Origin of the sequence: Enterobacter cloacae complex sp. ECL72 (genome assembly GCF_019056635.1) — a bacterium.
Taxonomy (GTDB): Bacteria; Pseudomonadota; Gammaproteobacteria; order Enterobacterales; family Enterobacteriaceae; genus Enterobacter; species Enterobacter hormaechei_C.
This window is the reverse complement of the sequence record NZ_CP077659.1, coordinates 4271965-4294918: the sequence shown is the minus strand read 5'-3', so window position 1 is coordinate 4294918 and position 22954 is coordinate 4271965. Positions and strand designations below refer to the sequence as shown.

General features: G+C 53.6%; 16 protein-coding genes, 1 tRNA gene and 3 rRNA genes. 5 read left to right on the top strand and 15 right to left on the bottom strand.

Translation table 11 applies throughout. From position 1 onward, the window contains the following. Window positions 1-38: 38 nt before the first annotated feature. On the bottom strand, window positions 39-2831 hold the full coding sequence (gene polA, locus KTH07_RS20740; RefSeq protein ID WP_023304655.1) for a DNA polymerase I: 2793 nt from the start codon (window positions 2829-2831) through the stop codon (window positions 39-41). Between the two features lie 439 nt (window positions 2832-3270). Between polA and KTH07_RS20735 the strand changes: the two genes are divergently transcribed. Further along, window positions 3271-4179, top strand: a complete 909-nt coding sequence (locus tag KTH07_RS20735) for an acyltransferase (RefSeq protein WP_032620765.1) — start codon at window positions 3271-3273, stop codon at window positions 4177-4179. Between the two features lie 22 nt (window positions 4180-4201). Here the strand turns inward: KTH07_RS20735 and dsbA are convergent, their stop codons facing one another. The 3 genes from dsbA to KTH07_RS20720 all read right to left on the bottom strand — a co-directional run bounded on the left by dsbA (window position 4202) and on the right by KTH07_RS20720 (window position 6184). After that, entirely contained in the window at window positions 4202-4825 is a 624-nt protein-coding gene (gene dsbA / locus KTH07_RS20730) for a thiol:disulfide interchange protein DsbA (protein ID WP_023304657.1), read from the bottom strand. Window positions 4826-4852: 27 nt separating this feature from the next. Continuing rightward, on the bottom strand, window positions 4853-5839 hold the full coding sequence (locus tag KTH07_RS20725; RefSeq protein ID WP_023304658.1) for a serine/threonine protein kinase: 987 nt from the start codon (window positions 5837-5839) through the stop codon (window positions 4853-4855). A gap of 75 nt (window positions 5840-5914) precedes the next feature. Then, entirely contained in the window at window positions 5915-6184 is a 270-nt protein-coding gene (locus KTH07_RS20720; protein ID WP_003861904.1) for a YihD family protein, read from the bottom strand. A 68-nt stretch (window positions 6185-6252) separates the two neighbouring features. On the opposite strand from KTH07_RS20720, the gene mobA reads away from it, so the two are divergent. Both mobA and mobB read left to right on the top strand, forming a co-directional pair. After that, window positions 6253-6837 (top strand): molybdenum cofactor guanylyltransferase MobA, encoded by a 585-nt coding sequence (mobA, locus tag KTH07_RS20715; RefSeq protein ID WP_017694040.1) that lies wholly within the window; start codon window positions 6253-6255, stop codon window positions 6835-6837. Then, window positions 6834-7337, top strand: a complete 504-nt coding sequence (mobB, locus tag KTH07_RS20710) for a molybdopterin-guanine dinucleotide biosynthesis protein MobB (RefSeq protein WP_017694039.1) — start codon at window positions 6834-6836, stop codon at window positions 7335-7337. The genes mobA and mobB overlap by 4 nt, the downstream gene beginning before the upstream one ends. Before the next feature lie 99 nt (window positions 7338-7436). On the opposite strand, the gene rrf is transcribed toward mobB, so the two are convergent. From rrf to KTH07_RS20690, 4 genes are all read right to left on the bottom strand, one after another. Continuing rightward, window positions 7437-7552 (bottom strand): 5S ribosomal RNA (gene rrf / locus KTH07_RS20705). A 68-nt stretch (window positions 7553-7620) separates the two neighbouring features. Beyond that, window positions 7621-10518, bottom strand: a 23S ribosomal RNA gene (locus KTH07_RS20700). A gap of 182 nt (window positions 10519-10700) precedes the next feature. Further along, window positions 10701-10772 (bottom strand) — tRNA-Glu (locus tag KTH07_RS20695). An 84-nt stretch (window positions 10773-10856) separates the two neighbouring features. Continuing rightward, a 16S ribosomal RNA gene (locus tag KTH07_RS20690) occupies window positions 10857-12392 on the bottom strand. Together the 16S, 23S and 5S rRNA genes with 1 tRNA gene alongside form the textbook arrangement of a ribosomal RNA operon. Before the next feature lie 455 nt (window positions 12393-12847). Between KTH07_RS20690 and KTH07_RS20685 the strand changes: the two genes are divergently transcribed. Both KTH07_RS20685 and mdtD read left to right on the top strand, forming a co-directional pair. Then, window positions 12848-13555, top strand: coding sequence for a FadR/GntR family transcriptional regulator (locus KTH07_RS20685; protein ID WP_003862405.1), 708 nt, complete (start codon window positions 12848-12850; stop codon window positions 13553-13555). Then, complete coding sequence (gene mdtD, locus KTH07_RS20680) at window positions 13552-14985, top strand: multidrug transporter subunit MdtD (protein WP_015570156.1); 1434 nt, start codon at window positions 13552-13554, stop codon at window positions 14983-14985. The genes KTH07_RS20685 and mdtD overlap by 4 nt, the downstream gene beginning before the upstream one ends. On the opposite strand, the gene rbsR is transcribed toward mdtD, so the two are convergent. The 7 genes from rbsR to kup all read right to left on the bottom strand — a co-directional run bounded on the left by rbsR (window position 14951) and on the right by kup (window position 22888). After that, a complete protein-coding gene (gene rbsR, locus KTH07_RS20675) occupies window positions 14951-15943 on the bottom strand; it encodes a ribose operon transcriptional repressor RbsR (protein WP_017694038.1) in 993 nt (330 codons plus the stop codon). The genes mdtD and rbsR overlap by 35 nt on opposite strands. A gap of 3 nt (window positions 15944-15946) precedes the next feature. Beyond that, window positions 15947-16876, bottom strand: a complete 930-nt coding sequence (gene rbsK, locus KTH07_RS20670) for a ribokinase (protein ID WP_015570155.1) — start codon at window positions 16874-16876, stop codon at window positions 15947-15949. A gap of 108 nt (window positions 16877-16984) precedes the next feature. Beyond that, on the bottom strand, window positions 16985-17875 hold the full coding sequence (gene rbsB, locus KTH07_RS20665; protein ID WP_003862397.1) for a ribose ABC transporter substrate-binding protein RbsB: 891 nt from the start codon (window positions 17873-17875) through the stop codon (window positions 16985-16987). Window positions 17876-17902: 27 nt separating this feature from the next. Continuing rightward, entirely contained in the window at window positions 17903-18868 is a 966-nt protein-coding gene (gene rbsC, locus KTH07_RS20660; RefSeq protein ID WP_003862395.1) for a ribose ABC transporter permease, read from the bottom strand. A gap of 4 nt (window positions 18869-18872) precedes the next feature. After that, window positions 18873-20378: a ribose ABC transporter ATP-binding protein RbsA gene (gene rbsA, locus KTH07_RS20655; RefSeq protein ID WP_017383711.1), complete on the bottom strand. Its 1506-nt coding sequence runs from the start codon at window positions 20376-20378 to the stop codon at window positions 18873-18875. A 7-nt stretch (window positions 20379-20385) separates the two neighbouring features. After that, the gene (rbsD, locus tag KTH07_RS20650; protein ID WP_003862392.1) at window positions 20386-20805 is read right to left on the bottom strand and encodes a D-ribose pyranase; all 420 of its coding nucleotides are present in this window, start codon (window positions 20803-20805) and stop codon (window positions 20386-20388) included. A 214-nt stretch (window positions 20806-21019) separates the two neighbouring features. Next, window positions 21020-22888 carry a low affinity potassium transporter Kup gene (kup, locus tag KTH07_RS20645; protein ID WP_006808744.1) on the bottom strand — a complete coding sequence of 623 codons (1869 nt, stop codon included), beginning with the start codon at window positions 22886-22888 and terminating at the stop codon, window positions 21020-21022. Between the last annotated feature and the right edge of the window lie 66 nt (window positions 22889-22954).

Genomic DNA, 22954 nt, shown 5'->3' with positions numbered 1-22954 from the left:
TGCTTACTTACATAAAACGCGCGTTATTCCGATAACCCTTAGTGAGCCTGATCCCAGTTTTCGCCGCTACCCACTTCCACCAGCAATGGTACGTCCAGCTTCATGCTGTTTTCCATCAGTTCATGGATCTTCTGAGAGACCGTCTCCAGATCGTCTTTATGAACTTCAAAGACCAGTTCATCGTGTACCTGCATGATCATTTTCACGCGCGGTTTCTCTTTTTCGAGCCAGGCATCGACGGCAATCATTGCGCGTTTAATGATGTCCGCCGCAGTGCCCTGCATAGGGGCGTTGATCGCAGCACGTTCAGCACCAGCCCGGCGCGCGGCGTTGCTGGATTTGATGTCCGGAAGGTAGAGACGACGGCCATCCAGCGTTTCAACGTAGCCTTTCTCTTTCGCCTGTGCGCGGGTACGTTCCATATATTCCAGCACGCCCGGATACCGCTCGAAGTAGAGATCCATATACTTCTGCGACTCTTTACGCGGGATATTGAGCTGGCGTGAAAGACCAAAGGCACTCATGCCGTAAATCAGACCGAAGTTGATCGCTTTTGCACTACGACGCTGCTCGTTTGTCACGCTCTCCAGCGGCAGCCCAAACACTTCGGCAGCGGTTGCCCGGTGGATGTCCTTCCCTTCGGCAAAGGCCGTCAGCAGGCCTTTGTCGCGTGACAGGTGCGCCATAATACGCAGTTCGATTTGCGAGTAGTCCGCGGAGACAATCAGGTAATCCTCTGGCGCAATGAAAGCCTGGCGAATACGACGGCCCTCTTCATTACGCACCGGAATGTTTTGAAGGTTGGGATCGGTTGACGAAAGTCGCCCGGTCGCCGCCACAGCCTGGTGATAGGAGGTGTGCACGCGGCCCGTTTTCGGGTTGATCATCAACGGCAGTTTGTCGGTATAGGTCGATTTCAGCTTAGCCAGACCACGGTATTGCAGAATAACTTTTGGCAGCGGATAGTCCAGCGCCAGCTCTTCCAGCACCTCTTCAGACGTTGAAGGGGCGCCACCCGGGGTTTTCTTCAGCGGCTTGATACCCTGTTTTTCAAACAGGATGGTTTGCAGCTGTTTCGGTGAAGACAGGTTAAATGCCTCGCCAGCAAGCTCATGCGCTTTCTGTTCAAGCTCGGTCAGGCGCTGCGCCAGCTCACCAGAGTGGTTATGCAGCACCGTTGGGTCGATTTTAACGCCATTGCGCTCAATGCGGGACAGCACAGGCACCAGCGGCATCTCAATGTTCTGGAACACATTCAGCGGCCCTTCGTGCTTCTGCAATTTCGGCCACATTTTGAGATGCAGCTGTAGCGTGACGTCAGCGTCTTCCGCGGCGTAGCGGCCTGCTTCTTCCAGCGCGATCTGGTTAAAGGTCAGCTGATTTTTGCCCTTCCCGGCAATTTCTTCAAAGGTGATGGTTTTGTGTTTCAGCCAACGATCGGATAAGGAATCCATATCATGGCGGCCCGCCACGCTGTCCAGAATGTAAGATTCCAGCATGGTGTCAAAAGCGATACCACGCAGCTCAATGCCGTAGTTTTGCAGAATACCGCGGTCGTACTTCAGGTTTTGCCCGACCTTCAGCGCTTTCTCGTCTTCCAGAATCGGCTTCAGCAGTTCTAAGGCGCGCTCGCGGGAGATTTGCTCCGGCGCATCCAGATAGTCGTGAGCCACCGGAACATAGGCTGCAATACCCGGCTCCGTTGCGAATGACAGGCCCACCATATTGGCCGTAATGTTATCGAGGCTGTCCGTTTCGGTATCGAAAGCAAATACTGGCGCTTTTTTCAGCTTTTCAATCCAGGCGACGAGCCGTGACTCTTCAAGGATGGTTTCATAGTTGTCGAAGGAGAGCGCTGCCGCCTCTTCTTCTGCCTGCTCTTCGGCATCGACAACGATGGTCTCTTTCGGCTTCGCCGCAGGTTTAGCCCCTTTCGCCTGAAGCCATTTCCCGGCTTCAACATCCGCGGTCCAGCGTTTAAATTCGTATTTTCTGAACAGGCCAAGCAGTTCGTCGGCGGCGGGTTCCTGCACTTCCAGCTGCTCGCAGGTAAGCTCCAGCTCTACGTCAGTTTTGATGGTGGCCAACTGATAGGAGAGATAAGCCACCTCTTTGTTATCGGCGAGCTTTCCGGCCATGGTTTTTGCGCCACGGAAGGTAAGACCGGCAATTTTGTCGGGTTCTGCATACAGCGTATCCAGCCCGCCCAGCCCTTGCAGCAGCGCCTGAGCTGTTTTTTCGCCTACGCCCGGTACGCCAGGAATGTTATCCGAGGAATCGCCCATCAGGGCGAGGAAATCAATAATGAGCTCTGGCGGCACGCCATATTTGGCGACCACTTCTTCCGGGCCAAGAATGGTGTTTGTCATGGTGTTGATCAGCGTGATCCCGGGCGTTACCAGCTGCGCCATGTCTTTATCACCGGTACTGATCAGAACCGGGCGGCCTGCTTTTTCCGCTTCGCGCGCCAGGGTACCAATTACGTCATCAGCTTCAACGCCTGAGACCGCCAGCAGTGGCAGCCCCATCGCTTTCACCATAGCGTGCAACGGTTCAATTTGCGCACGCAGATCGTCAGGCATAGGGGGACGGTGAGATTTGTAATGCTCAAATAATTCATCGCGGAAGGTTTTACCCTTCGCATCAAACACCACGGCCGCATGGGTTGGGTGGTATTGCAGAATCAGGCTGCGAAGCATATTCAGCACGCCGTACATTGCGCCGGTAGGTTCCCCTGCGCTGTTGGTCAGAGGAGGAAACGCATGATACGCCCGATACAGGTAAGAAGAGCCATCGACGAGTATAAGTGGGTTTTCTGGGATCTGAACCATAATGTCCGTGCCTTTTATGAATTTATGGGTAAAGGATGCCACAGAAGGATGAAAACATCAGGTTTTAGCGCTTTATACAGAAAAAGATTTTGCGATCGGGAAGATCGCTCGCAAAACAAAACTGTGGATAAGTTTGTGCATATTTTTAATACAGGTGAATAACAGCTTTATAAAAGTGATACTGAAAACTTATTTATATAATAAAATCAAAGCATTGCTATAAGATCACTTAAGATCGCGCTTCACTGATGTTTATTTAGTCTATGTGGATATAAGACTTAAGCACTCTGTCTATATGCAAAAATTCGCTGCCTGGCAGGAAAAGCCGCAGCCTCCTGGTGTGAAACCGCCCTGGTCTGAGCGAATTTCTGATAAGATCGGCGCCCAGCACCGGATAGCCGGCTGCTCAATTACAGCTAACTATCTGAATAAATTCATTATGTCGAGAATACTCGCAGCGATAACATTATGGTTAAGCGTCATTTTAACTATTCTGGTTACCATCGCCTGTTCTGTGCCAATCATCGTTGCCGGAATAATTAAACTTCTGCTGCCTGTCCCTCCGGTATGGCGCGCGGTGTCTGCTTTTTGTAATTTTATGATGTACTGCTGGTGTGAAGGGCTGGCGATCCTGCTGCATCTGAACCCCTGGCTGAAGTGGGATGTTCAGGGGCTGGAGAAGCTGAACAAAAAGAACTGGTATCTGCTGATCTGCAATCACCACAGCTGGGCCGACATCGTTGTATTGTGCGTACTGTTTCGCAAACACATTCCGATGAACAAATACTTTCTGAAACAGCAGCTGGCCTGGGTGCCTTTCATTGGACTGGCCTGCTGGGCGCTGGATATGCCGTTTATGAAACGCTATTCACGCAGCTATTTAATTCGTCATCCGGAACGCCGCGGTAAGGACGTGGAAACCACGCGCCGTTCTTGCGAGAAGTTTCGCGCGCATCCCACCACCATTGTTAACTTCGTCGAAGGATCGCGCTTTACCGAAGAGAAGCGCCAGCAAACTCGCTCTCCTTATCAGAACCTGTTGCCGCCAAAGGCTGCGGGCATCGCAATGGCGCTCAACGTGCTGGGTGAGCAGTTCGATAAATTGTTGAACGTAACGCTCTGCTATCCGGAAAACGACAGGACGCCATTCTACGATATGCTCAGCGGCAGGCTGACGCGTATCGTTGTCCGCGTTGATCTGATGCCCGTCAACACTGAACTGCACGGGGATTATGTCAACGATAAAAACTTCAAACGTCGTTTCCAGCTTTGGCTTAATACACTCTGGAAAGAGAAAGACGAGCAGATAGCTAAGATTAAATCTTCATACAAAAACGCCGGTCAGTGACCGGCGTTTTTCTTTATGTTTGTTACTTTTTCTCAACCAGGTATTTCACGGTATCAGCGTACTGTTGTACGAAGATATCCATGCTGGTCGTGTCCATACCACGCATATTCACCTGGTATTTGCCGTTAACATACATCGCCGGCACGCCCTGCAACTGGAAGTCAGCGGCAGCTTTTTCCTGCTGTGCCACGAGAGATTTCACCACGAAACTGTTCCAGGCAGCGTCGTAGTCTTCACCTTTAACACCGGCATCCACGAACACTTTACGGATATCTGCCGTAGTTTGTACGGTCTGGGTTTTCTGTACGGCTTCAAACATAGGCGCGGTGATCTTATCTTCCACACCCAGCGCAATCGCGACCGCCCATGCCTGAGTCAGATCTTTACCCAGTGGGCCAAGGAACTCAACGTGGTATTTCGTCATTTTGGTGCTTTCCGGCAGCTTTTTCTTCACGTTGTCAGAAACATGAAGTACCTGCTCAAACTCGTAGCAGTGCGGGCAGTAGAAGGAGAAGAACTCCAACACCTGAGGCTCGCCAGCAACAGGCTTGTCCAGCGTAATGTACTGCTTGCCGTCGGTAAACTGCGCAGCAGTTGCGCTAAATGCCAGAATCATACCAGCCAGCGCCAGCCAAATTTTTTTCATGATTAACTCTCTCCTGGGTGTGTCCAATTAATACATCGGCGTTAATTGCAAAGGGGGTTCCTGTAGAACCTTAACCTGCGCGGTAAATGTGGATATCTGGTTGCGCCAGTAATCCTCCCCGGTAAGCCAGGGGAAATTTCGGGGAAAAGCCGGGTCTTCCCAACGCCTGATTAACCACGCGAGATAATAAACAAATCGCATCGCACGTAAAGGTTCTATCAAGGCAATTTCGTCTGAATTAAAGGGGCTAAATTCTTCATAAGCTTCAATTATGGTCTCAAGCTGCATGCGCTGCTCGGCTTTATCACCGTTGAGCAGCATCCACAGATCCTGCACCGCGGGTCCCATACGTGCGTCATCAAGATCGACAAATAGTGGGCCATCGCGCCAGAGAATATTCCCGGCGTGGCAGTCACCGTGCAGGCGCAGAGTAGTAATATCATCCAGCCAGCAGGCTTTTACAGCATCAATAAGCTTATCGGTCGCCGTGAGGAAATTATCCTTTAGCGCATTCGGGATCAGCGCCGATGTTTCGAATACCTGTCGCGGCTCAATAAGATATTCCTGAACACCAATCGTCGGACGGGCAACAAACGGTTTTTTACGTCCCGTCTGATGAATGCGCCCCAGATAGCGGGCAACCCATTCCATCTGATCGATATTATCTGCCTCAAACTGTCTTCCGCCCAGGCTCGGAAATACCGCGTAGTAAAAGCCCTGATGGGTCAGCAGCGTTTGGTTATTGAATTTAATGGGTGCCGCAACGGGAACATCGTCATCCAGCAGATCGTGGGCAAACTGATGCTCTTCCTGAATTTGTTCTGCGGACCAGCGCTGTGGACGGTAAAACTTTACGACAAAGCGCTGGCGCTCTTCGTCCTGAAATTGGTAGACACGGTTTTCGTAGCTGTTTAAAGGGGTTAACCCGGAATCCACCCGAATACCCTGTTCGAACAGCGCATCCATAATGGTATCCGGGTGTAGTGTCTGGAAAGTAAAAGCCTGGTCGTTCATCCGATCATCCGGAAATTATACGAATGATTCAGGATATCATCTTGTGGCGATTTCGGTGGCTCCGCTTACAAGCTTTTACTCTTTAATTACGCCTCGGGCACGCAGTAATGCGGTTTTAAAATCCTCTTCATAATCTTTCTGAATGCCAGGAATAACAGCATCTTTAGCCGAGTCACGCATTTTCAGGTGGTAGATCAGGATGTCGTCAGAAAGGTCTGCCAGTTCGCCATCAAAACCTGACTCTTTCGCCAGTTTCTGTAAAAATTGCATCAGATTCAGCTCTGGCTCTTTTTGCCAGGCCGGCTGGAGAAGCTCAATGACTTCATTAAGACGTTTACATTTCATGGTAGTGCTCCTTTCATTTAGAGAGACACGTTAGCAGGGTCAATCCCACAATAAAAGAGGCGATATTCGTGAATCAATGCCAGGAAATCATCGGAGTTGTTCTGGCCGGGGGCAGGGCAACGCGAATGGGCGGAAAGGATAAGGGGCTTCAGCTCCTGAACAACACACCATTATGGCAGCATGTTGCTGATACGCTTGCAGATCAGGTGTCCTCGATGGCGATCAGCGCTAACCGACATGTTGATATTTATCAGCGCAGCGGGTATCCGGTTTATCAGGATAACCTGGTGGACTACCCCGGTCCGCTGGCGGGAATGCTTTCCGTTATGCAGCAGTCGCATGGAGAGTGGTTTCTCTTTTGTTCATGTGATACGCCCTTCATCCCGTCCTGCCTGGTTGAACGTCTGGTGCAGCGGCGCGGTGGTGCTCCCGTCGTCTGGGTACACGACGGTGAACGCGACCATCCAACGATCGCATTGATTAATCGCTCGTTAATATCCGCGCTGGAAGATTACCTGGCCGCAGGAGAGCGGCGCGTCATGGTATTTATGCGTCAGTCCGGAGGGCATTCCGTTGATTTCAGCGACATGAAATCGGCGTTTGTGAATGTAAACACGACGGAAGATTTGCAGATAATGCAGGAGAAGAAATGATACCCGTATTAGCGATCTCTGCCTGGAGTGGCACCGGGAAGACTACGCTGCTAAAAAAACTAATACCTGCACTTTGCGCCAAAGGCATTCGTCCCGGATTGATTAAGCATACGCACCATAACATGGATGTCGATAAGCCGGGGAAAGATAGCTACGAGCTGCGTAAGGCTGGCGCTGCACAAACGATGGTGGCGAGTAACCAGCGCTGGGCGTTAATGACAGAAACACCGGATGAAGCACCGCTGGATCTCGCTTATCTTGTCAGCCGGATGGATCACTCCACGCTGGATCTTGTGCTGGTTGAGGGATTTAAGCATGAGGCCGTGCCTAAGATCTTGCTGTTCAGAAACGGCGCCGGGCATGATGTTAGCGAACTAATGCTGGATGAGCATGTGATTGCCGTGGCCAGTGACGTTGCATTGTCGCTGGAAGTACCGGTTCTGGATTTGAATAATGTGGAGGGGATTGCAGCGTTTATTTTGGCGTGGTGTGCAGTCTGAGATCTGCCGGGTGGCGGCTTCGCCTTGCCCGGCCTGCCGTTTTTCGACGTACAAACGCAAAAAGGCCATCCTTCCGGATGGCCTCTTCACTTGTTTGATGCCTGGCAGTTCCCTACTCTCACATGGGGAGACCCCACACTACCATCGGCGCTACGGCGTTTCACTTCTGAGTTCGGCATGGGGTCAGGTGGGACCACCGCGCTAAAGCCGCCAGGCAAATACTGTTAATCTGTATCAGGCTGAAAATCTGTCTCTCTCACCGCCAAAACACCTTCGGCGTTGTAAGGTTAAGCCTCACGGTTCATTAGTATCGGTTAGCTCAACGCATCGCTGCGCTTACACACCCGACCTATCAACGTCGTCGTCTTCAACGTTCCTTCAGGAGACTCAAGGTCTCAGGGAGAACTCATCTCGGGGCAAGTTTCGTGCTTAGATGCTTTCAGCACTTATCTCTTCCGCATTTAGCTACCGGGCAGTGCCATTGGCATGACAACCCGAACACCAGTGATGCGTCCACTCCGGTCCTCTCGTACTAGGAGCAGCCCCCCTCAATTCTCCAGCGCCCACGGCAGATAGGGACCGAACTGTCTCACGACGTTCTAAACCCAGCTCGCGTACCACTTTAAATGGCGAACAGCCATACCCTTGGGACCTACTTCAGCCCCAGGATGTGATGAGCCGACATCGAGGTGCCAAACACCGCCGTCGATATGAACTCTTGGGCGGTATCAGCCTGTTATCCCCGGAGTACCTTTTATCCGTTGAGCGATGGCCCTTCCATTCAGAACCACCGGATCACTATGACCTGCTTTCGCACCTGCTCGCGCCGTCACGCTCGCAGTCAAGCTGGCTTATGCCATTGCACTAACCTCCTGATGTCCGACCAGGATTAGCCAACCTTCGTGCTCCTCCGTTACTCTTTGGGAGGAGACCGCCCCAGTCAAACTACCCACCAGACACTGTCCGCAACCCGGATTACGGGTCTACGTTAGAACACCAGCCATTAAAGGGTGGTATTTCAAGGTTGGCTCCACGCAGACTGGCGTCCACGCTTCAAAGCCTCCCACCTATCCTACACATCAAGGACCAGTGTTCAGTGTCAAGCTATAGTAAAGGTTCACGGGGTCTTTCCGTCTTGCCGCGGGTACACTGCATCTTCACAGCGAGTTCAATTTCACTGAGTCTCGGGTGGAGACAGCCTGGCCATCATTACGCCATTCGTGCAGGTCGGAACTTACCCGACAAGGAATTTCGCTACCTTAGGACCGTTATAGTTACGGCCGCCGTTTACCGGGGCTTCGATCAAGAGCTTCGCGTTGCCGCTAACCCCATCAATTAACCTTCCGGCACCGGGCAGGCGTCACACCGTATACGTCCACTTTCGTGTTTGCACAGTGCTGTGTTTTTAATAAACAGTTGCAGCCAGCTGGTATCTTCGACTGATTTCAGCTCCACCCGCAGGGGCTTCACCTACACATCAGCGTGCCTTCTCCCGAAGTTACGGCACCATTTTGCCTAGTTCCTTCACCCGAGTTCTCTCAAGCGCCTTGGTATTCTCTACCTGACCACCTGTGTCGGTTTGGGGTACGATTTCGTGTTACCTGATGCTTAGAGGCTTTTCCTGGAAGCAGGGCATTTATCACTTCAGCACCGTAGTGCCTCGTCATCACACCTCAGCGTTAAAAGGTACCGGATTTGGAACCTCCGCCTACATGCTTAAACCGGGACAACCGTCGCCCGGCTGACATAGCCTTCTCCGTCCCCCCTTCGCAGTAACACCAAGTACAGGAATATTAACCTGTTTCCCATCGACTACGCCTTTCGGCCTCGCCTTAGGGGTCGACTCACCCTGCCCCGATTAACGTTGGACAGGAACCCTTGGTCTTCCGGCGAGCGGGCTTTTCACCCGCTTTATCGTTACTTATGTCAGCATTCGCACTTCTGATACCTCCAGCATGCCTCACAGCACACCTTCAACGGCTTACAGAACGCTCCCCTACCCAACAACACATAGTGTCGCTGCCGCAGCTTCGGTGCATGGTTTAGCCCCGTTACATCTTCCGCGCAGGCCGACTCGACCAGTGAGCTATTACGCTTTCTTTAAATGATGGCTGCTTCTAAGCCAACATCCTGGCTGTCTGTGCCTTCCCACATCGTTTCCCACTTAACCATGACTTTGGGACCTTAGCTGGCGGTCTGGGTTGTTTCCCTCTTCACGACGGACGTTAGCACCCGCCGTGTGTCTCCCGTGATAACATTCTTCGGTATTCGTAGTTTGCATCGGGTTGGTAAGCCGGGATGGCCCCCTAGCCGAAACAGTGCTCTACCCCCGAAGATGAGTTCACGAGGCGCTACCTAAATAGCTTTCGGGGAGAACCAGCTATCTCCCGGTTTGATTGGCCTTTCACCCCCAGCCACAGGTCATCCGCTAATTTTTCAACATTAGTCGGTTCGGTCCTCCAGTTAGTGTTACCCAACCTTCAACCTGCCCATGGCTAGATCACCGGGTTTCGGGTCTATACCCTGCAACTTAACGCCCAGTTAAGACTCGGTTTCCCTTCGGCTCCCCTATACGGTTAACCTTGCTACAGAATATAAGTCGCTGACCCATTATACAAAAGGTACGCAGTCACCCCATAAAGAGGCTCCCACTGCTTGTACGTACACGGTTTCAGGTTCTTTTCACTCCCTCGCCGGGGTTCTTTTCGCCTTTCCCTCACGGTACTGGTTCACTATCGGTCAGTCAGGAGTATTTAGCCTTGGAGGATGGTCCCCCCATATTCAGACAGGATACCACGTGTCCCGCCCTACTCTTCGAGTTCACAGCAAGTGTGCTTTCGTGTACGGGACTATCACCCTGTACCGTCGGACTTTCCAGACCGTTCCACTAACACACAAGCTGATTCAGACTCCGGGCTGCTCCCCGTTCGCTCGCCGCTACTGGGGGAATCTCGGTTGATTTCTTTTCCTCGGGGTACTTAGATGTTTCAGTTCCCCCGGTTCGCCTCGTTAACCTATGTATTCAGTTAACGATAGTGCAACGGATTGCACTGGGTTTCCCCATTCGGACATCGCCGGGTCAAAGGTTCATATCACCTCGCCGGCGCTTTTCGCAGATTAGCACGTCCTTCATCGCCTCTGACTGCCAGGGCATCCACCGTGTACGCTTAGTCGCTTAACCTCACAACCCGAAGATGTTTCACTTCTGATTGCGAAAATTTGAGAGACTCGAACACACATGAGCTGTGTGTCGTTTCAATTTTCAGCTTGATCCAGATTTTTAAAGAGCAAATATCTCAAACATGACTCGCAAGTCAGTTTTGAGATATGACGGCAGGTGACTTTCACTCACGAACCAGCAAGTGGCGTCCCTAGGGATTCGAACCCTGTTACCGCCGTGAAAGGGCGGTGTCCTGGCCTCTAGACGAAGGGGACGTACAGTCTCAATCGCAAGACGCCTTGCTATTTACTTTTCATCAGACAATCTGTGTGAGCACTGCAAAGGCAGGTTCTTTAAGGTAAGGAGGTGATCCAACCGCAGGTTCCCCTACGGTTACCTTGTTACGACTTCACCCCAGTCATGAATCACAAAGTGGTAAGCGCCCTCCCGAAGGTTAAGCTACCTACTTCTTTTGCAACCCACTCCCATGGTGTGACGGGCGGTGTGTACAAGGCCCGGGAACGTATTCACCGTGGCATTCTGATCCACGATTACTAGCGATTCCGACTTCATGGAGTCGAGTTGCAGACTCCAATCCGGACTACGACGCACTTTATGAGGTCCGCTTGCTCTCGCGAGGTCGCTTCTCTTTGTATGCGCCATTGTAGCACGTGTGTAGCCCTACTCGTAAGGGCCATGATGACTTGACGTCATCCCCACCTTCCTCCAGTTTATCACTGGCAGTCTCCTTTGAGTTCCCGGCCTAACCGCTGGCAACAAAGGATAAGGGTTGCGCTCGTTGCGGGACTTAACCCAACATTTCACAACACGAGCTGACGACAGCCATGCAGCACCTGTCTCAGAGTTCCCGAAGGCACCAAAGCATCTCTGCTAAGTTCTCTGGATGTCAAGAGTAGGTAAGGTTCTTCGCGTTGCATCGAATTAAACCACATGCTCCACCGCTTGTGCGGGCCCCCGTCAATTCATTTGAGTTTTAACCTTGCGGCCGTACTCCCCAGGCGGTCGACTTAACGCGTTAGCTCCGGAAGCCACGCCTCAAGGGCACAACCTCCAAGTCGACATCGTTTACGGCGTGGACTACCAGGGTATCTAATCCTGTTTGCTCCCCACGCTTTCGCACCTGAGCGTCAGTCTTTGTCCAGGGGGCCGCCTTCGCCACCGGTATTCCTCCAGATCTCTACGCATTTCACCGCTACACCTGGAATTCTACCCTCTACAAGACTCTAGCCTGCCAGTTTCGAATGCAGTTCCCAGGTTGAGCCGGGGATTTCACATCCGACTTGACAGACCGCCTGCGTGCGCTTTACGCCCAGTAATTCCGATTAACGCTTGCACCCTCCGTATTACCGCGGCTGCTGGCACGGAGTTAGCCGGTGCTTCTTCTGCGGGTAACGTCAATCGACAAGGTTATTAACCTTATCGCCTTCCTCCCCGCTGAAAGTACTTTACAACCCGAAGGCCTTCTTCATACACGCGGCATGGCTGCATCAGGCTTGCGCCCATTGTGCAATATTCCCCACTGCTGCCTCCGTAGGAGTCTGGACCGTGTCTCAGTTCCAGTGTGGCTGGTCATCCTCTCAGACCAGCTAGGATCGTCGCCTAGGTGAGCCGTTACCCCACCTACTAGCTAATCCCATCTGGGCACATCCGATGGCAAGAGGCCCGAAGGTCCCCCTCTTTGGTCTTGCGACATTATGCGGTATTAGCTACCGTTTCCAGTAGTTATCCCCCTCCATCAGGCAGTTTCCCAGACATTACTCACCCGTCCGCCACTCGTCAGCAAAGCAGCAAGCTGCTTCCTGTTACCGTTCGACTTGCATGTGTTAGGCCTGCCGCCAGCGTTCAATCTGAGCCATGATCAAACTCTTCAATTTAAAAGTTTGATGCTCAATGAATTAAACTTCGTAATGAATTACGTGTTCACTCGTTGAGACTTGGTATTCATTTAGTGTCCGAGGACATTAAGAATCCATGTCACTTTGAGTGCCCACACAGATTGTCTGATAAATTGTTAAAGAGCAGTGCCGCTTCGTTTTCGCTGCGGCGCGGGGTGTGCATATTACGCTTTCCCGCTTCAGAGTCAAGCGTTTGTTTTGCTTTTCTCTGCTGACCCGGCGGCTTGCGTGCCGTTGTTCCGTGTCAGTGGAGGCGCATTATAGGGAGTTATTCTGAAGTGACAAGAGGAAATTTAAAAAAAGTTTCTGACCGTGTTTTTTTTCACCAAAAGCGATGAGATCCAGCTACAAATTGTTCTATTTGATGTATCTGCAACCACAATCACACCTGAGATGGCATAATTAACCGCATCAATATTTAAGGAATAAAAGCGATGCCATTAAGCGCACAACAGCTGGCAGCTCAAAAAAACCTGTCCTATGTGCTGGCAGAGAAACTGGCGCAGCTGATCTTAGCGGGTAAATATGCTCCAGGTAGCATCCTGCCCAGCGAGATGGAGCTGGGAGATCAGTTTGGCGTTAGCCGTACCGCCGTTCGCGAAGCGGTAAAAACATTAACGGCGAAAGGGATGGTGCTTCCACGTCCGCGCATTGGCACCCGCGTTATGCCTCAGGGAAACTGGAACTTTCTCGATCAGGAGTTACTCACCTGGTGGATGACCGAAGATAACTTTAATCAGGTCGTCGATCACTTTCTGGTCATGCGCAGCAGTCTTGAGCCTCAGGCCTGCCTGCTTGCCGCCACGCTCGGCACAGCAGAGCAAAAAGCGCAGCTCAATACTTTGATGGAAGAGATGGTGGATCTGAAAAAGCACTTTAACCGCGAGCGCTGGATAGCGGTCGATATGGCCTGGCATGAACATATCTATAATATGAGCGGAAATCCTTTCCTGACCTCCTTTGCTTCTTTATTCCATTCTGTGTACCACACTTACTTTACCTCTATCACGCAGGATGAGGTGGTGAAGCTGGATCTGCATCAGGCGATAGTCGATGCCATTCAGGAGAGCGACGGGCAGCGAGCCCTGAGTGCGTGCCAGGCGTTGCTGGCCGCGCCAACCCACCAGCAGGTAAATAAATGACAGAGAAAAAAGCACGCAGTATGGCCGGACTGCCGTGGATTGCAGCCATGGCGTTCTTTATGCAGGCACTGGATGCCACTATCCTCAATACCGCCCTTCCCGCCATAGCCCAAAGCCTTAACCGCTCCCCGCTGGCGATGCAATCCGCCATCATCAGCTACACCCTGACAGTGGCGATGCTTATTCCGGTCAGCGGCTGGCTGGCCGATCGTTTTGGCACACGCAAAGTGTTCATGCTGGCGGTGACGCTGTTCACGCTCGGTTCTCTGGCTTGCGCCCTCTCCACCTCTCTGACGGAACTGGTTATCTTCCGCGTTCTACAGGGGATAGGCGGCGCGATGATGATGCCCGTCGCGCGTCTGGCGTTATTACGCGCCTATCCGCGCAGCGAACTGCTCCCGGTGCTCAACTTTGTGACTATGCCTGGCCTGGTCGGCCCGATACTTGGCCCGGTTCTCGGCGGCGTACTGGTGACCTGGGCTAGCTGGCACTGGATCTTCCTGATTAATATTCCGATTGGTGTGGCAGGGCTGATTTATGCCCGCAAATATATGCCGAACTTCACCACGCCAAGACGCAGCTTCGATATGGGTGGTTTCTTCCTGTTTGGCCTGAGCCTGGTCCTGTTCTCCAGCGGGATGGAGCTGTTTGGCGAGAAAATCGTAGCGACGTGGCTGGCGCTGGCCGTCATCCTCAGCGGTATTCTGCTGTTCCTTCTATATATACGTCATGCGCGTCGCCATCCGACACCGCTTATCTCTTTATCTCTGTTTAACACCCGAACGTTCTCCGTCGGGATCGCGGGCAATATTGCCTCGCGTCTGGGCACGGGCTGCGTACCGTTCCTGATGCCGCTGATGCTCCAGGTCGGTTTCGGCTATCCGGCCCTGATTGCTGGCTGCATGATGGCACCCACGGCGATGGGCTCAATTCTGGCAAAATCGACGGTCACGCAGGTGCTGCGCTGGTTTGGCTATCGTAAGACGCTGGTTGGCGTGACGATCTTTATCGGATTGATGATTGCGCAGTTCTCCCTGCAATCTGCGGCGTTACCAATCTGGATGCTGATCCTGCCGCTGTTTGTGCTGGGTATGGCCATGTCGACGCAGTTTACGTCGATGAACACCATCACCCTTGCGGACCTCACCGACGAGAATGCCAGCAGCGGCAACAGCGTACTGGCGGTCACTCAACAGCTGTCGATCAGCCTCGGGGTTGCCGTGAGCGCGGCGGTACTGCGGTTTTATGAAGGGTTCGAGGGAACTAATACCGTTGAGCAGTTCCACTATACCTTTATCACTATGGGCGCGCTTACCGTGGTATCGGCGGTGGTCTTTATGTTGTTAAAACCAAAAGACGGCCGGAACCTGATTAAAGAGCGTCACAAAGAGAAGGCTAAACCGAACCGCGTTCCATCAGAACAGGAGTAAGCTGCAAACGTTGCTGTTGTAGCGTGGGCTGGGCCATGCGGTGGATCAACACATCGATGGCCAGCTCGCCCAGTTCATCTTTCGGCTGATGGATGGTGGTCAGCGGCGGCGTCATGTAGCGCGCCAGTTCGATATCATCGTAACCGACGATCGCCATGTCGTCCGGAACACGTAATCCCGCCTGATACAGCGCCTGATAAGCTCCGAATGCCATCGCATCGTTACCGATAAACACCGCCTGCGGGCGCAGCTCTTGCGCCAGCAGTTTCTGCATTGCTTCAAATCCACCGTTAAATTCGAAATCGCCGGTGATGCGATAGCCATCAGGAATGGCAAGCCCCGCCCGTTCCATGGCCGAAAGATAGCCTTCCAGACGCAGGCGCGCCGGGGTTTTATCCAGCGGGCCGGTAATACAGGCAATGCGGGTATGACCTTTATCGATCAGATGCTGAGTCGCCATATCGCCGCCCAGCAGCGAGTTATCCTGGATCAGATCGCTGGTGCCGTCGAACGGCGCCCAGTCCATCATCACCGTGGGAATAGAAGGATAACGCTGGATGATCTCTTTCGAGGGTTGATGCGTTTCGGTACAGAGCAGCAGCAGCCCGTCGACGCGTTTTTGCATCAGCGTTTCCAGGTTACGGTTCATGCGCTGCTCATCGCCTTCGGTATTGCACAGCACCAGGCTGTAGCCGCGCTCGAAGCAGCTGCGCTCCACGCCGCGCACCAGTTCAGAATAAAAAGGGTTGGTACTGGCCGTGATCAGCATGCCGATGGTGCGCGTCTGGTTGAGCTTCAGGCTGCGGGCCAGCGCAGACGGCGCATAGTTGAGTTCTTTAATTGCAGCGTCAACTTTCTCCCGAATCGCCTCGCTGACGAAGCGATCGTTATTGATTACGTGGGAGACAGTCGAGGTAGAAACGCCCGCCATACGGGCGACATCTTTCATTGTGGCCAAGCGTTACCCCTGCTGACTTAAGAATTCATCAATCTCTTTACGCCATGGAACAGAAGGCTGAGCGCCTTTACGCGTCACCGCAATCGCAGCGGCGGCATGCGCGAAGCGGATCGCGTCATCCATTGCTTTTCCTTCCAGCAGCGCCGTTACCAGTGCACCGTTGAAGGTGTCTCCTGCGGCGATGGTATCAATGGCTTTGACCTTAAAGCCCGGTACGCGACGGCCTTCGCCATTGACGCTAGCCCACACCCCACGGCTGCCGAGGGTGATGATTACGGTGCCGATGCCTTTTTCATGCAGTGCAAGCGCGGCACGCGCGGCATCGTCATCATTTTCGACACGGATACCCGTCAGCTTTTCCGCTTCGGTTTCGTTCGGGGTGATGATATCCACCAGCGCCAGCAGCTCGTCTGATAATACACGGGCAGGCGCAGGGTTAAGTACGACAGACGTATGATTTTCATGCGCAATTTTCGCGGCGGCCAGCACGCTTTCAACCGGTGACTCCAGCTGCATCAGCAGGGCTTCCGCTCCGGCGATGATTCCACGCTGCGCTTCGACGCGTTCAGTCGTTAACGCGGCATTAGCCCCCGCATGAATACCGATGACATTCTCACCTTCCGCATTGACGAAAATCAGCGCCACGCCGGTAGATTCCCCTGCAACCACGCTGACGGGTGCAATGTCGATGTTGTCGCTTGCCAGCTGTTTGCGTACGCGCTCGCCGGTATCGTCATCACCCGTACAGGCGATAAACGCGATATTCGCCCCGCTGCGTCCGGCGGCAACCGCCTGGTTTGCGCCCTTACCGCCGAACGCCACCTGATACTGATTGCCAGTGACGGTTTCGCCCGGAGTGGGGAACGTTTCAAGGTTAAGAATGTGATCGGCATTGATACTGCCAAGGACGACGAGGTTGCCTGCGGTTTTCATGTATTGAGGTGTCCATCTGAGAGCGCCACCGGTATTACCCGGTGGCGTATGCCACACTTTTCTTTTATTTGGTGTCCCTCAGGCAGCCAGCGACTGCCTGAATCGCCTTTACTGCTTAATGACCAGTTTCAGGTCAACAGGATATTTGGCCTGAACTTTTTCGCCCTTCAGCACTTTATCGGCAGTTTGCACGCCAGTCGCGCCAATTTGCTCAGGCAGCTGAGCGATGGTCGCAGCCAGTTTGCCATCATTTACTGCTTTTTCACCATCCGGCGTGCCGTCAAATCCGACAACCATCACATCTGATTTACCCGCAGTCTGGAGCGCACGCAGCGCACCGAGCGCCATTTCGTCGTTCTGTGCGAATACCGCCTGCACATCAGGATGCGCGGTCAGCAGGTTCTGCATGACGTTCAGGCCCTTTGTACGGTCGAAGTCTGCCGGCTGGCTCGCCAGCACGTTGAATTTGTGCGCCGCTACAGCCTGCTGGAAACCTTCACCACGTTCACGGGCCGCGGAAGTCCCGGCGATCCCCTGCAACTCGATCACTTTCGCGCCTTCACCTGCTTTCTTCGCGATGTAGTCACCGGCGATTTTACCGCCCAGTACGTTATCAGACGCAATGTGGCTGACCACATCCCCTTTCGTTGCCTGACGGTCAAGGGTGATGACCGGGATCTTCGCCTGGTTTGCCATCTTCACGGCGTTACCGACCGCGTCGGAATCGGTTGGGTTGATCAGCAGGATTTTGGTACCACGAACGGTTAAGTCCTGAACGTTAGCCAGCTCTTTCGCCGGGTTGTTCTGAGAATCCAGCACCACCAGGTTGTAGCCCAGTTTATCTGCTTCTTTCTGCGCGCCATCCTTCAGGGAGACGAAGAACGGGTTGTTCAGGGTAGAGACAACCAGCGCGATGGTGTCCTTCGCCATGGCGTTAGCACTTACGGTTGCGCTCAGCGCGACAGCAGAAACCAGGGTAGCCAGTTTTTTCATGTTCATATCTAAGATGTCCTGTAGTGTCGTCAGTTACTGTTTTTTGTTGTCTACCAGTACCGCCAGCAAAATCACCACTGCCTTAACGATCATCTGGTAATAGGAGGAAACACCTAACAAATTCAAACCATTATTCAGGAAACCGAGGATCAGTGCGCCGATCAATGTCCCAACAATGCGACCTTTACCACCCGCAAGGCTCGTACCGCCCAGAACCACTGCCGCGATGGCATCCAGCTCATAGCCCGTACCCGCCGTTGGCTGCGCGGAGGAGAGGCGCGCCACTTCGATGATGCCCGCCAGAGACGCCAGCAGGCCGCACAGGGAGTAAACGATAATTTTGACTTTATTAACGCTGATACCGGACAGGCGCGTTGCCGCTTCGTTACCGCCCAGCGCATAGATATAACGACCCAGACGGGTATGGTGCAGCATGTACCATGCCGCCAGGAAGACGATAGCCATGATCCAGACCGGGGTCGGGACACCCAGCGGGCGACCGATACCGAACCAGCCAAACAGATCGGCGTTATCGGTAAAACCGGTATTAATCGGGCTACCGTTGGTGTACACCATGGTCACACCGCGCAGCAGCAGCATCATCACCAGCGTGGCGATGAATGCCTGAACGCGACCTTTCGCCACAATCACGCCGGTTACGGCGCCAATTGCCGCACCTGCCGCCAGGGCAGCGGCAACGGCCACCAGCGCGTTGACCTCAATACCAACAATCGACGCGGCGATCGCGCCGGTGAGGGCCAGCAGGGAACCGACGGACAGATCGATACCCGAGGTCAAAATCACCAGCGTCATCCCCACCGCCATAATGGCGTTGACGGAGGTCTGCTGAAGAATGTTGAACAGGTTATTGACGGTAAAAAAGTTCGGGCTCATGGTCGAGACAATCGCGATCAGCACCAGCAGGGCAATCAGCGATTTTTGTTCCATCAGCCATGCCTTTGTGAAATAGCGGCGACCAGAAACAGCCTGGGTAGTCATCTTCTTACTCCTGATTCACGCGATTAAGCTTGCCCACAGCGGCAGCCATCAGAACTTCCTGGGTGGCCTGCTCGCGAGTGAATTCACCGCCGAGATGCCCTTCATGCATGACGATAATGCGATCGCTCATGCCTAATACCTCTGGCATCTCGGAAGAGACCAGAATGATGCTCAGACCGTCGGCCTTGAACTGGTTAATCAGCTGATATATCTCTTTCTTCGCGCCCACGTCCACGCCGCGGGTAGGTTCATCAAGGATCAACACTTTTGGGCGCGTCATCAGCCCGCGGGCAATCGCCACTTTCTGCTGATTCCCGCCGGACAACAGGCCAATCGCCTGCTCCATCGATGGGGTTTTAACGTTAAAGAGACGGATAAAATCGCTGACCGCCTGCTGCTCATCTTTGTGTTTCAGGCTGCCGCCGCTGCGGCTGAAATAGCCTAGCGCCGTCAGGGACATGTTCTCTTTCACCGACATGCCCAGCACTAAGCCGTCGCGCTTACGGTCTTCGGAAATATAGACAATGCCGTTCGCCAGGCCATCCTGCGGCGAGCGGGTGACCACCTCATGGCCGTCAAGGGTAACGTAGCCGCTGGTGCGCGGCAGTGCGCCATAGAGCACTTTCATCAGTTCGGTTCGCCCCGCGCCCATCAGGCCCGCGACGCCAAGGATCTCGCCCTTGCGCAGAGTAAAGGAGACGTCATTCACGCCCGGCCCGCAGAGGTTATCCACCTTCAGGCGGATTTCTCCCGGCGCTTTCTCCAGATGCGGATACTGATCTTCGAGCTTACGTCCCACCATCATTTCAATCAGGGTATCTTCGGTCAGGGTTGCCACTTCGCGCTCGGCAATAAACTGCCCGTCGCGAAAGACGGTGACGTCGTCGCAGATCTCGAAGATCTCTTTCATGCGGTGTGAGATATAGACAATGCCGCGGCCCTGGGATTTCAGCTCACGGATCACGCGGAACAGGGATTCGGTTTCGGTATCGGTCAGGGCGTCGGTCGGTTCATCCATAATGATGACCTTCGACTCGAAGCTCAGCACCTTCGCGATTTCCACCATCTGCTGATCGCCGATGGAAAGGTCGCCCACCAGTCGGTCGCTCTTAAAGCGCAGATTCAGCTTCGCCAGCAGTTTGTCCGCTTCGGCATACATGGTTTTCCAGTCGATTTTGCCAAACCGGTTCACGAACTCACGGCCGAGGAAGATGTTCTCCGCAATGGTGAGCTGCGGGATCAGGTTCAACTCCTGGTGGATGATGCCGATGCCCGCTTCCTGAGAGGATTTCGGGCCGTTAAAGGTGGTCTCTTTACCCAGCCACAGCAGCGAACCGGCATCGCGTTGGTAGATACCGGTCAGCACTTTCATCATGGTGGATTTGCCGGCGCCGTTTTCGCCCACCAGCGCCATGACGCGCCCGGAATAGACGTTCAGCGCCGCGCCGGAGAGGGCTTTTACGCCCGGGAACGACTTATCGATCCCTTTGAGTTGCAGTAATACGTCCATGATGGCCTCAGAAGGTGACGCCAGCACAGAGAATGATATTCGCATACGGGGAGCACTCCCCGCTGCGAATCACCGCCTGACTGTCTGCGGTTTGTTGTTTGAACTGCTCGTGCGTTGTGTAACGAATTTCTATGGTGTTTCCCTGGTGCTGTTGCAGTTGCTCAATGTGGCTGAGCAACGTTTCGTGGAGTTGCGGATTATGTTGTTTGATTTCCGCCGCGAGAATGGCCGCCTCAACCTGCATCTCCGCGGTGACCACTTCCAGTACCTGCATGAACGAGGGTACGCCCTGCGTTAACGCCATATCGATACGGGTTGTGCTGCGCGGAACCGGTAAGCCTGCATCGCAAACCACCAGCGTATCGGTATGCCCAAGACGGGAAATCACCGATGAGATTTCTGAGTTGAGTACTGTGCCTTTCTTCATTTTTTGCTCCACTAGCGAAACGTTTCGCTAAAAACAGTGTAGCCGCAGAAGTGTTCAGAAAACCATCATGACGTAACGGATTTGTGATCAACGTCGAAACGTTTCGCTAAGTGAAATGCAATAGAGGAAAATTGCCCGGCGGCGCTACGCTTGCGCGGGCCTACGGGTCTGGTAGGCCGGGTAAGCGCAGCGCCACCCGGCATATTCAGAAGGGTTAAATCTCGACCTGCGTCCCCAGCTCAATCACGCGGTTAGGCGGGATCTCAAACTGGTCAGGCGCACGCAGGGCGTTACGTTGCAGAATGAGATACAGCTTGCCGCGCAGGCGCAGATACCATGGGCGCTTGCCGATGATCAGCGACTCGTGGGACATAAAGAACGACGTCTCCATCATGCGGCAACTCAGGCCTTCCAGACCGCAGCGGTGGAACACCTCTTCCACGTTCGGCGTTTCGCGCCAGCCGTAGCTTGCCACCACGCGCCAGAAGGTTGGCGATAGCTGTTCAATCTGTACGCGACGCACGTTGTGAACGTACGGCGCATCTTCGGTACGCAGCGTCAGCAGGATCACGCGCTCGTGCAGCACTTTGTTGTGCTTGAGGTTATGCATCAGCGCAAACGGGATCACGTTCAGCGCGCGAGACATATACACCGCTGTGCCCGGCACGCGCACCGGTGGGGATTTCTCCAGCGAGGCGATCATCGCCTCCAGAGAGTTACCGTGCTCGTGCATACGACGCAGCAGGCGGAAACGTTCGCTCTTCCACGTCGTCATCACAATAAACATCACCAGACCCAGCGTCAGCGGCAGCCAGCCGCCGGAGACAATCTTGTCGAGGTTCGCAGAAAACAGCGGCACGTCGATGCAGAGGAAGCCAACCAGGATCAGCCCCACGAGGAACTTATTCCAGTGCCAGTTACGGTACGCCACGGTAGTGGAGAGAATAGAGGTCAACACCATCGTTCCGGTTACCGCGATACCGTACGCCGCCGCCAGATTACTGGAGTGCTCAAAGCTGACGATAACAATCACCACCGCGAAATAGAGCAGCCAGTTGACGAACGGAATGTAGATCTGGCCAGACTCCATCTCCGAGGTATGGATAATGCGCATTGGGGAGAGATAACCCAAACGCACGGCCTGACGCGTCAGGGAGAATACGCCGGAAATGACAGCCTGAGAGGCAATGACCGTCGCCAGCGTCGCCAGGATCAGCATCGGAACCAGCGCCCAGTCCGGCGCCAGCAGGAAGAACGGGTTTTTAATCGCTTCAGGGTGTGCAAGCAGCAGAGCGCCCTGACCGAAGTAATTCAGCACCAGTGATGGCAAGACCACGCTAAACCAGGCGACGCGAATAGGGAGTTTCCCGAAGTGGCCCATATCCGCATACAGCGCTTCAACACCGGTAATGGACAGCACCACCGCGCCCAGCGCCACAAACGACACCACTTTATATTCAAGGAAGAAATGCACCGCCCACATTGGGTTCAGCGCGTGCAGGACATCCGGGTTGGCGATAATACTGCGTAAGCCCAGCGCCGCCAGGATCAGGAACCAGGCCAGCATAATAGGCGCGAACAGCTTACCCACCAGCCCGGTACCGTGTTTTTGTATGGCAAACAGCAACGTCAGCACGATAATAGCGAGTGGCACCACCCACGTATCAAGCTGTGGCGCGACAATCTCCAGCCCCTCTATGGCCGACATTACAGAAATCGCCGGCGTAATCACGACTTCTCCATAGAAGAAGCTGCCGCCAATCAGGCCGATGATGACCAGCACGGAGGTCATTCTTGCAGACGTATTGCGCCCGGCAAGGGACATCAGGGTCAGAATACCGCCCTCGCCCGCGTTATCAGCCCGCATTACGAAAGAGAGATACTTAAGGGAGACCACCAGGATCAGCAGCCAGAAGATGAGCGAGAGGAAACCAAATACGGCGTCACGCTCTACACCAAAACCAAACTGACCGGACAGACATTCACGAAGCGTATAAAGCGGGCTGGTGCCGATATCACCGTAGACAACCCCGATCGCCGCAAGCGTTACAGCGGGTAATGATTGCTTATTATCAGTGCTCATAGACTAGTCTTTTCGTTTGAATAACAAATGTGTGCTTAGTCCCTTGGCCCACAAAAAGCGCACAGT

Bases quoted from the DNA above. Each gene is read 5' to 3' on its own strand.
- polA (WP_023304655.1), bottom strand. From the start codon at position 2,831: ATGGTTCAGATCCCAGAAAACCCACTTATACTCGTCGATGGCTCTTCT.
- KTH07_RS20735 (WP_032620765.1), top strand. From the start codon at position 3,271: ATGTCGAGAATACTCGCAGCGATAACATTATGGTTAAGCGTCATTTTA.
- dsbA (WP_023304657.1), bottom strand. From the start codon at position 4,825: ATGAAAAAAATTTGGCTGGCGCTGGCTGGTATGATTCTGGCATTTAGC.
- KTH07_RS20725 (WP_023304658.1), bottom strand. From the start codon at position 5,839: ATGAACGACCAGGCTTTTACTTTCCAGACACTACACCCGGATACCATT.
- KTH07_RS20720 (WP_003861904.1), bottom strand. From the start codon at position 6,184: ATGAAATGTAAACGTCTTAATGAAGTCATTGAGCTTCTCCAGCCGGCC.
- mobB (WP_017694039.1), top strand. From the start codon at position 6,834: ATGATACCCGTATTAGCGATCTCTGCCTGGAGTGGCACCGGGAAGACT.
- KTH07_RS20685 (WP_003862405.1), top strand. From the start codon at position 12,848: ATGCCATTAAGCGCACAACAGCTGGCAGCTCAAAAAAACCTGTCCTAT.
- mdtD (WP_015570156.1), top strand. From the start codon at position 13,552: ATGACAGAGAAAAAAGCACGCAGTATGGCCGGACTGCCGTGGATTGCA.
- rbsK (WP_015570155.1), bottom strand. From the start codon at position 16,876: ATGAAAACCGCAGGCAACCTCGTCGTCCTTGGCAGTATCAATGCCGAT.
- rbsB (WP_003862397.1), bottom strand. From the start codon at position 17,875: ATGAACATGAAAAAACTGGCTACCCTGGTTTCTGCTGTCGCGCTGAGC.
- rbsC (WP_003862395.1), bottom strand. From the start codon at position 18,868: ATGACTACCCAGGCTGTTTCTGGTCGCCGCTATTTCACAAAGGCATGG.
- rbsA (WP_017383711.1), bottom strand. From the start codon at position 20,378: ATGGACGTATTACTGCAACTCAAAGGGATCGATAAGTCGTTCCCGGGC.
- rbsD (WP_003862392.1), bottom strand. From the start codon at position 20,805: ATGAAGAAAGGCACAGTACTCAACTCAGAAATCTCATCGGTGATTTCC.
- kup (WP_006808744.1), bottom strand. From the start codon at position 22,888: ATGAGCACTGATAATAAGCAATCATTACCCGCTGTAACGCTTGCGGCG.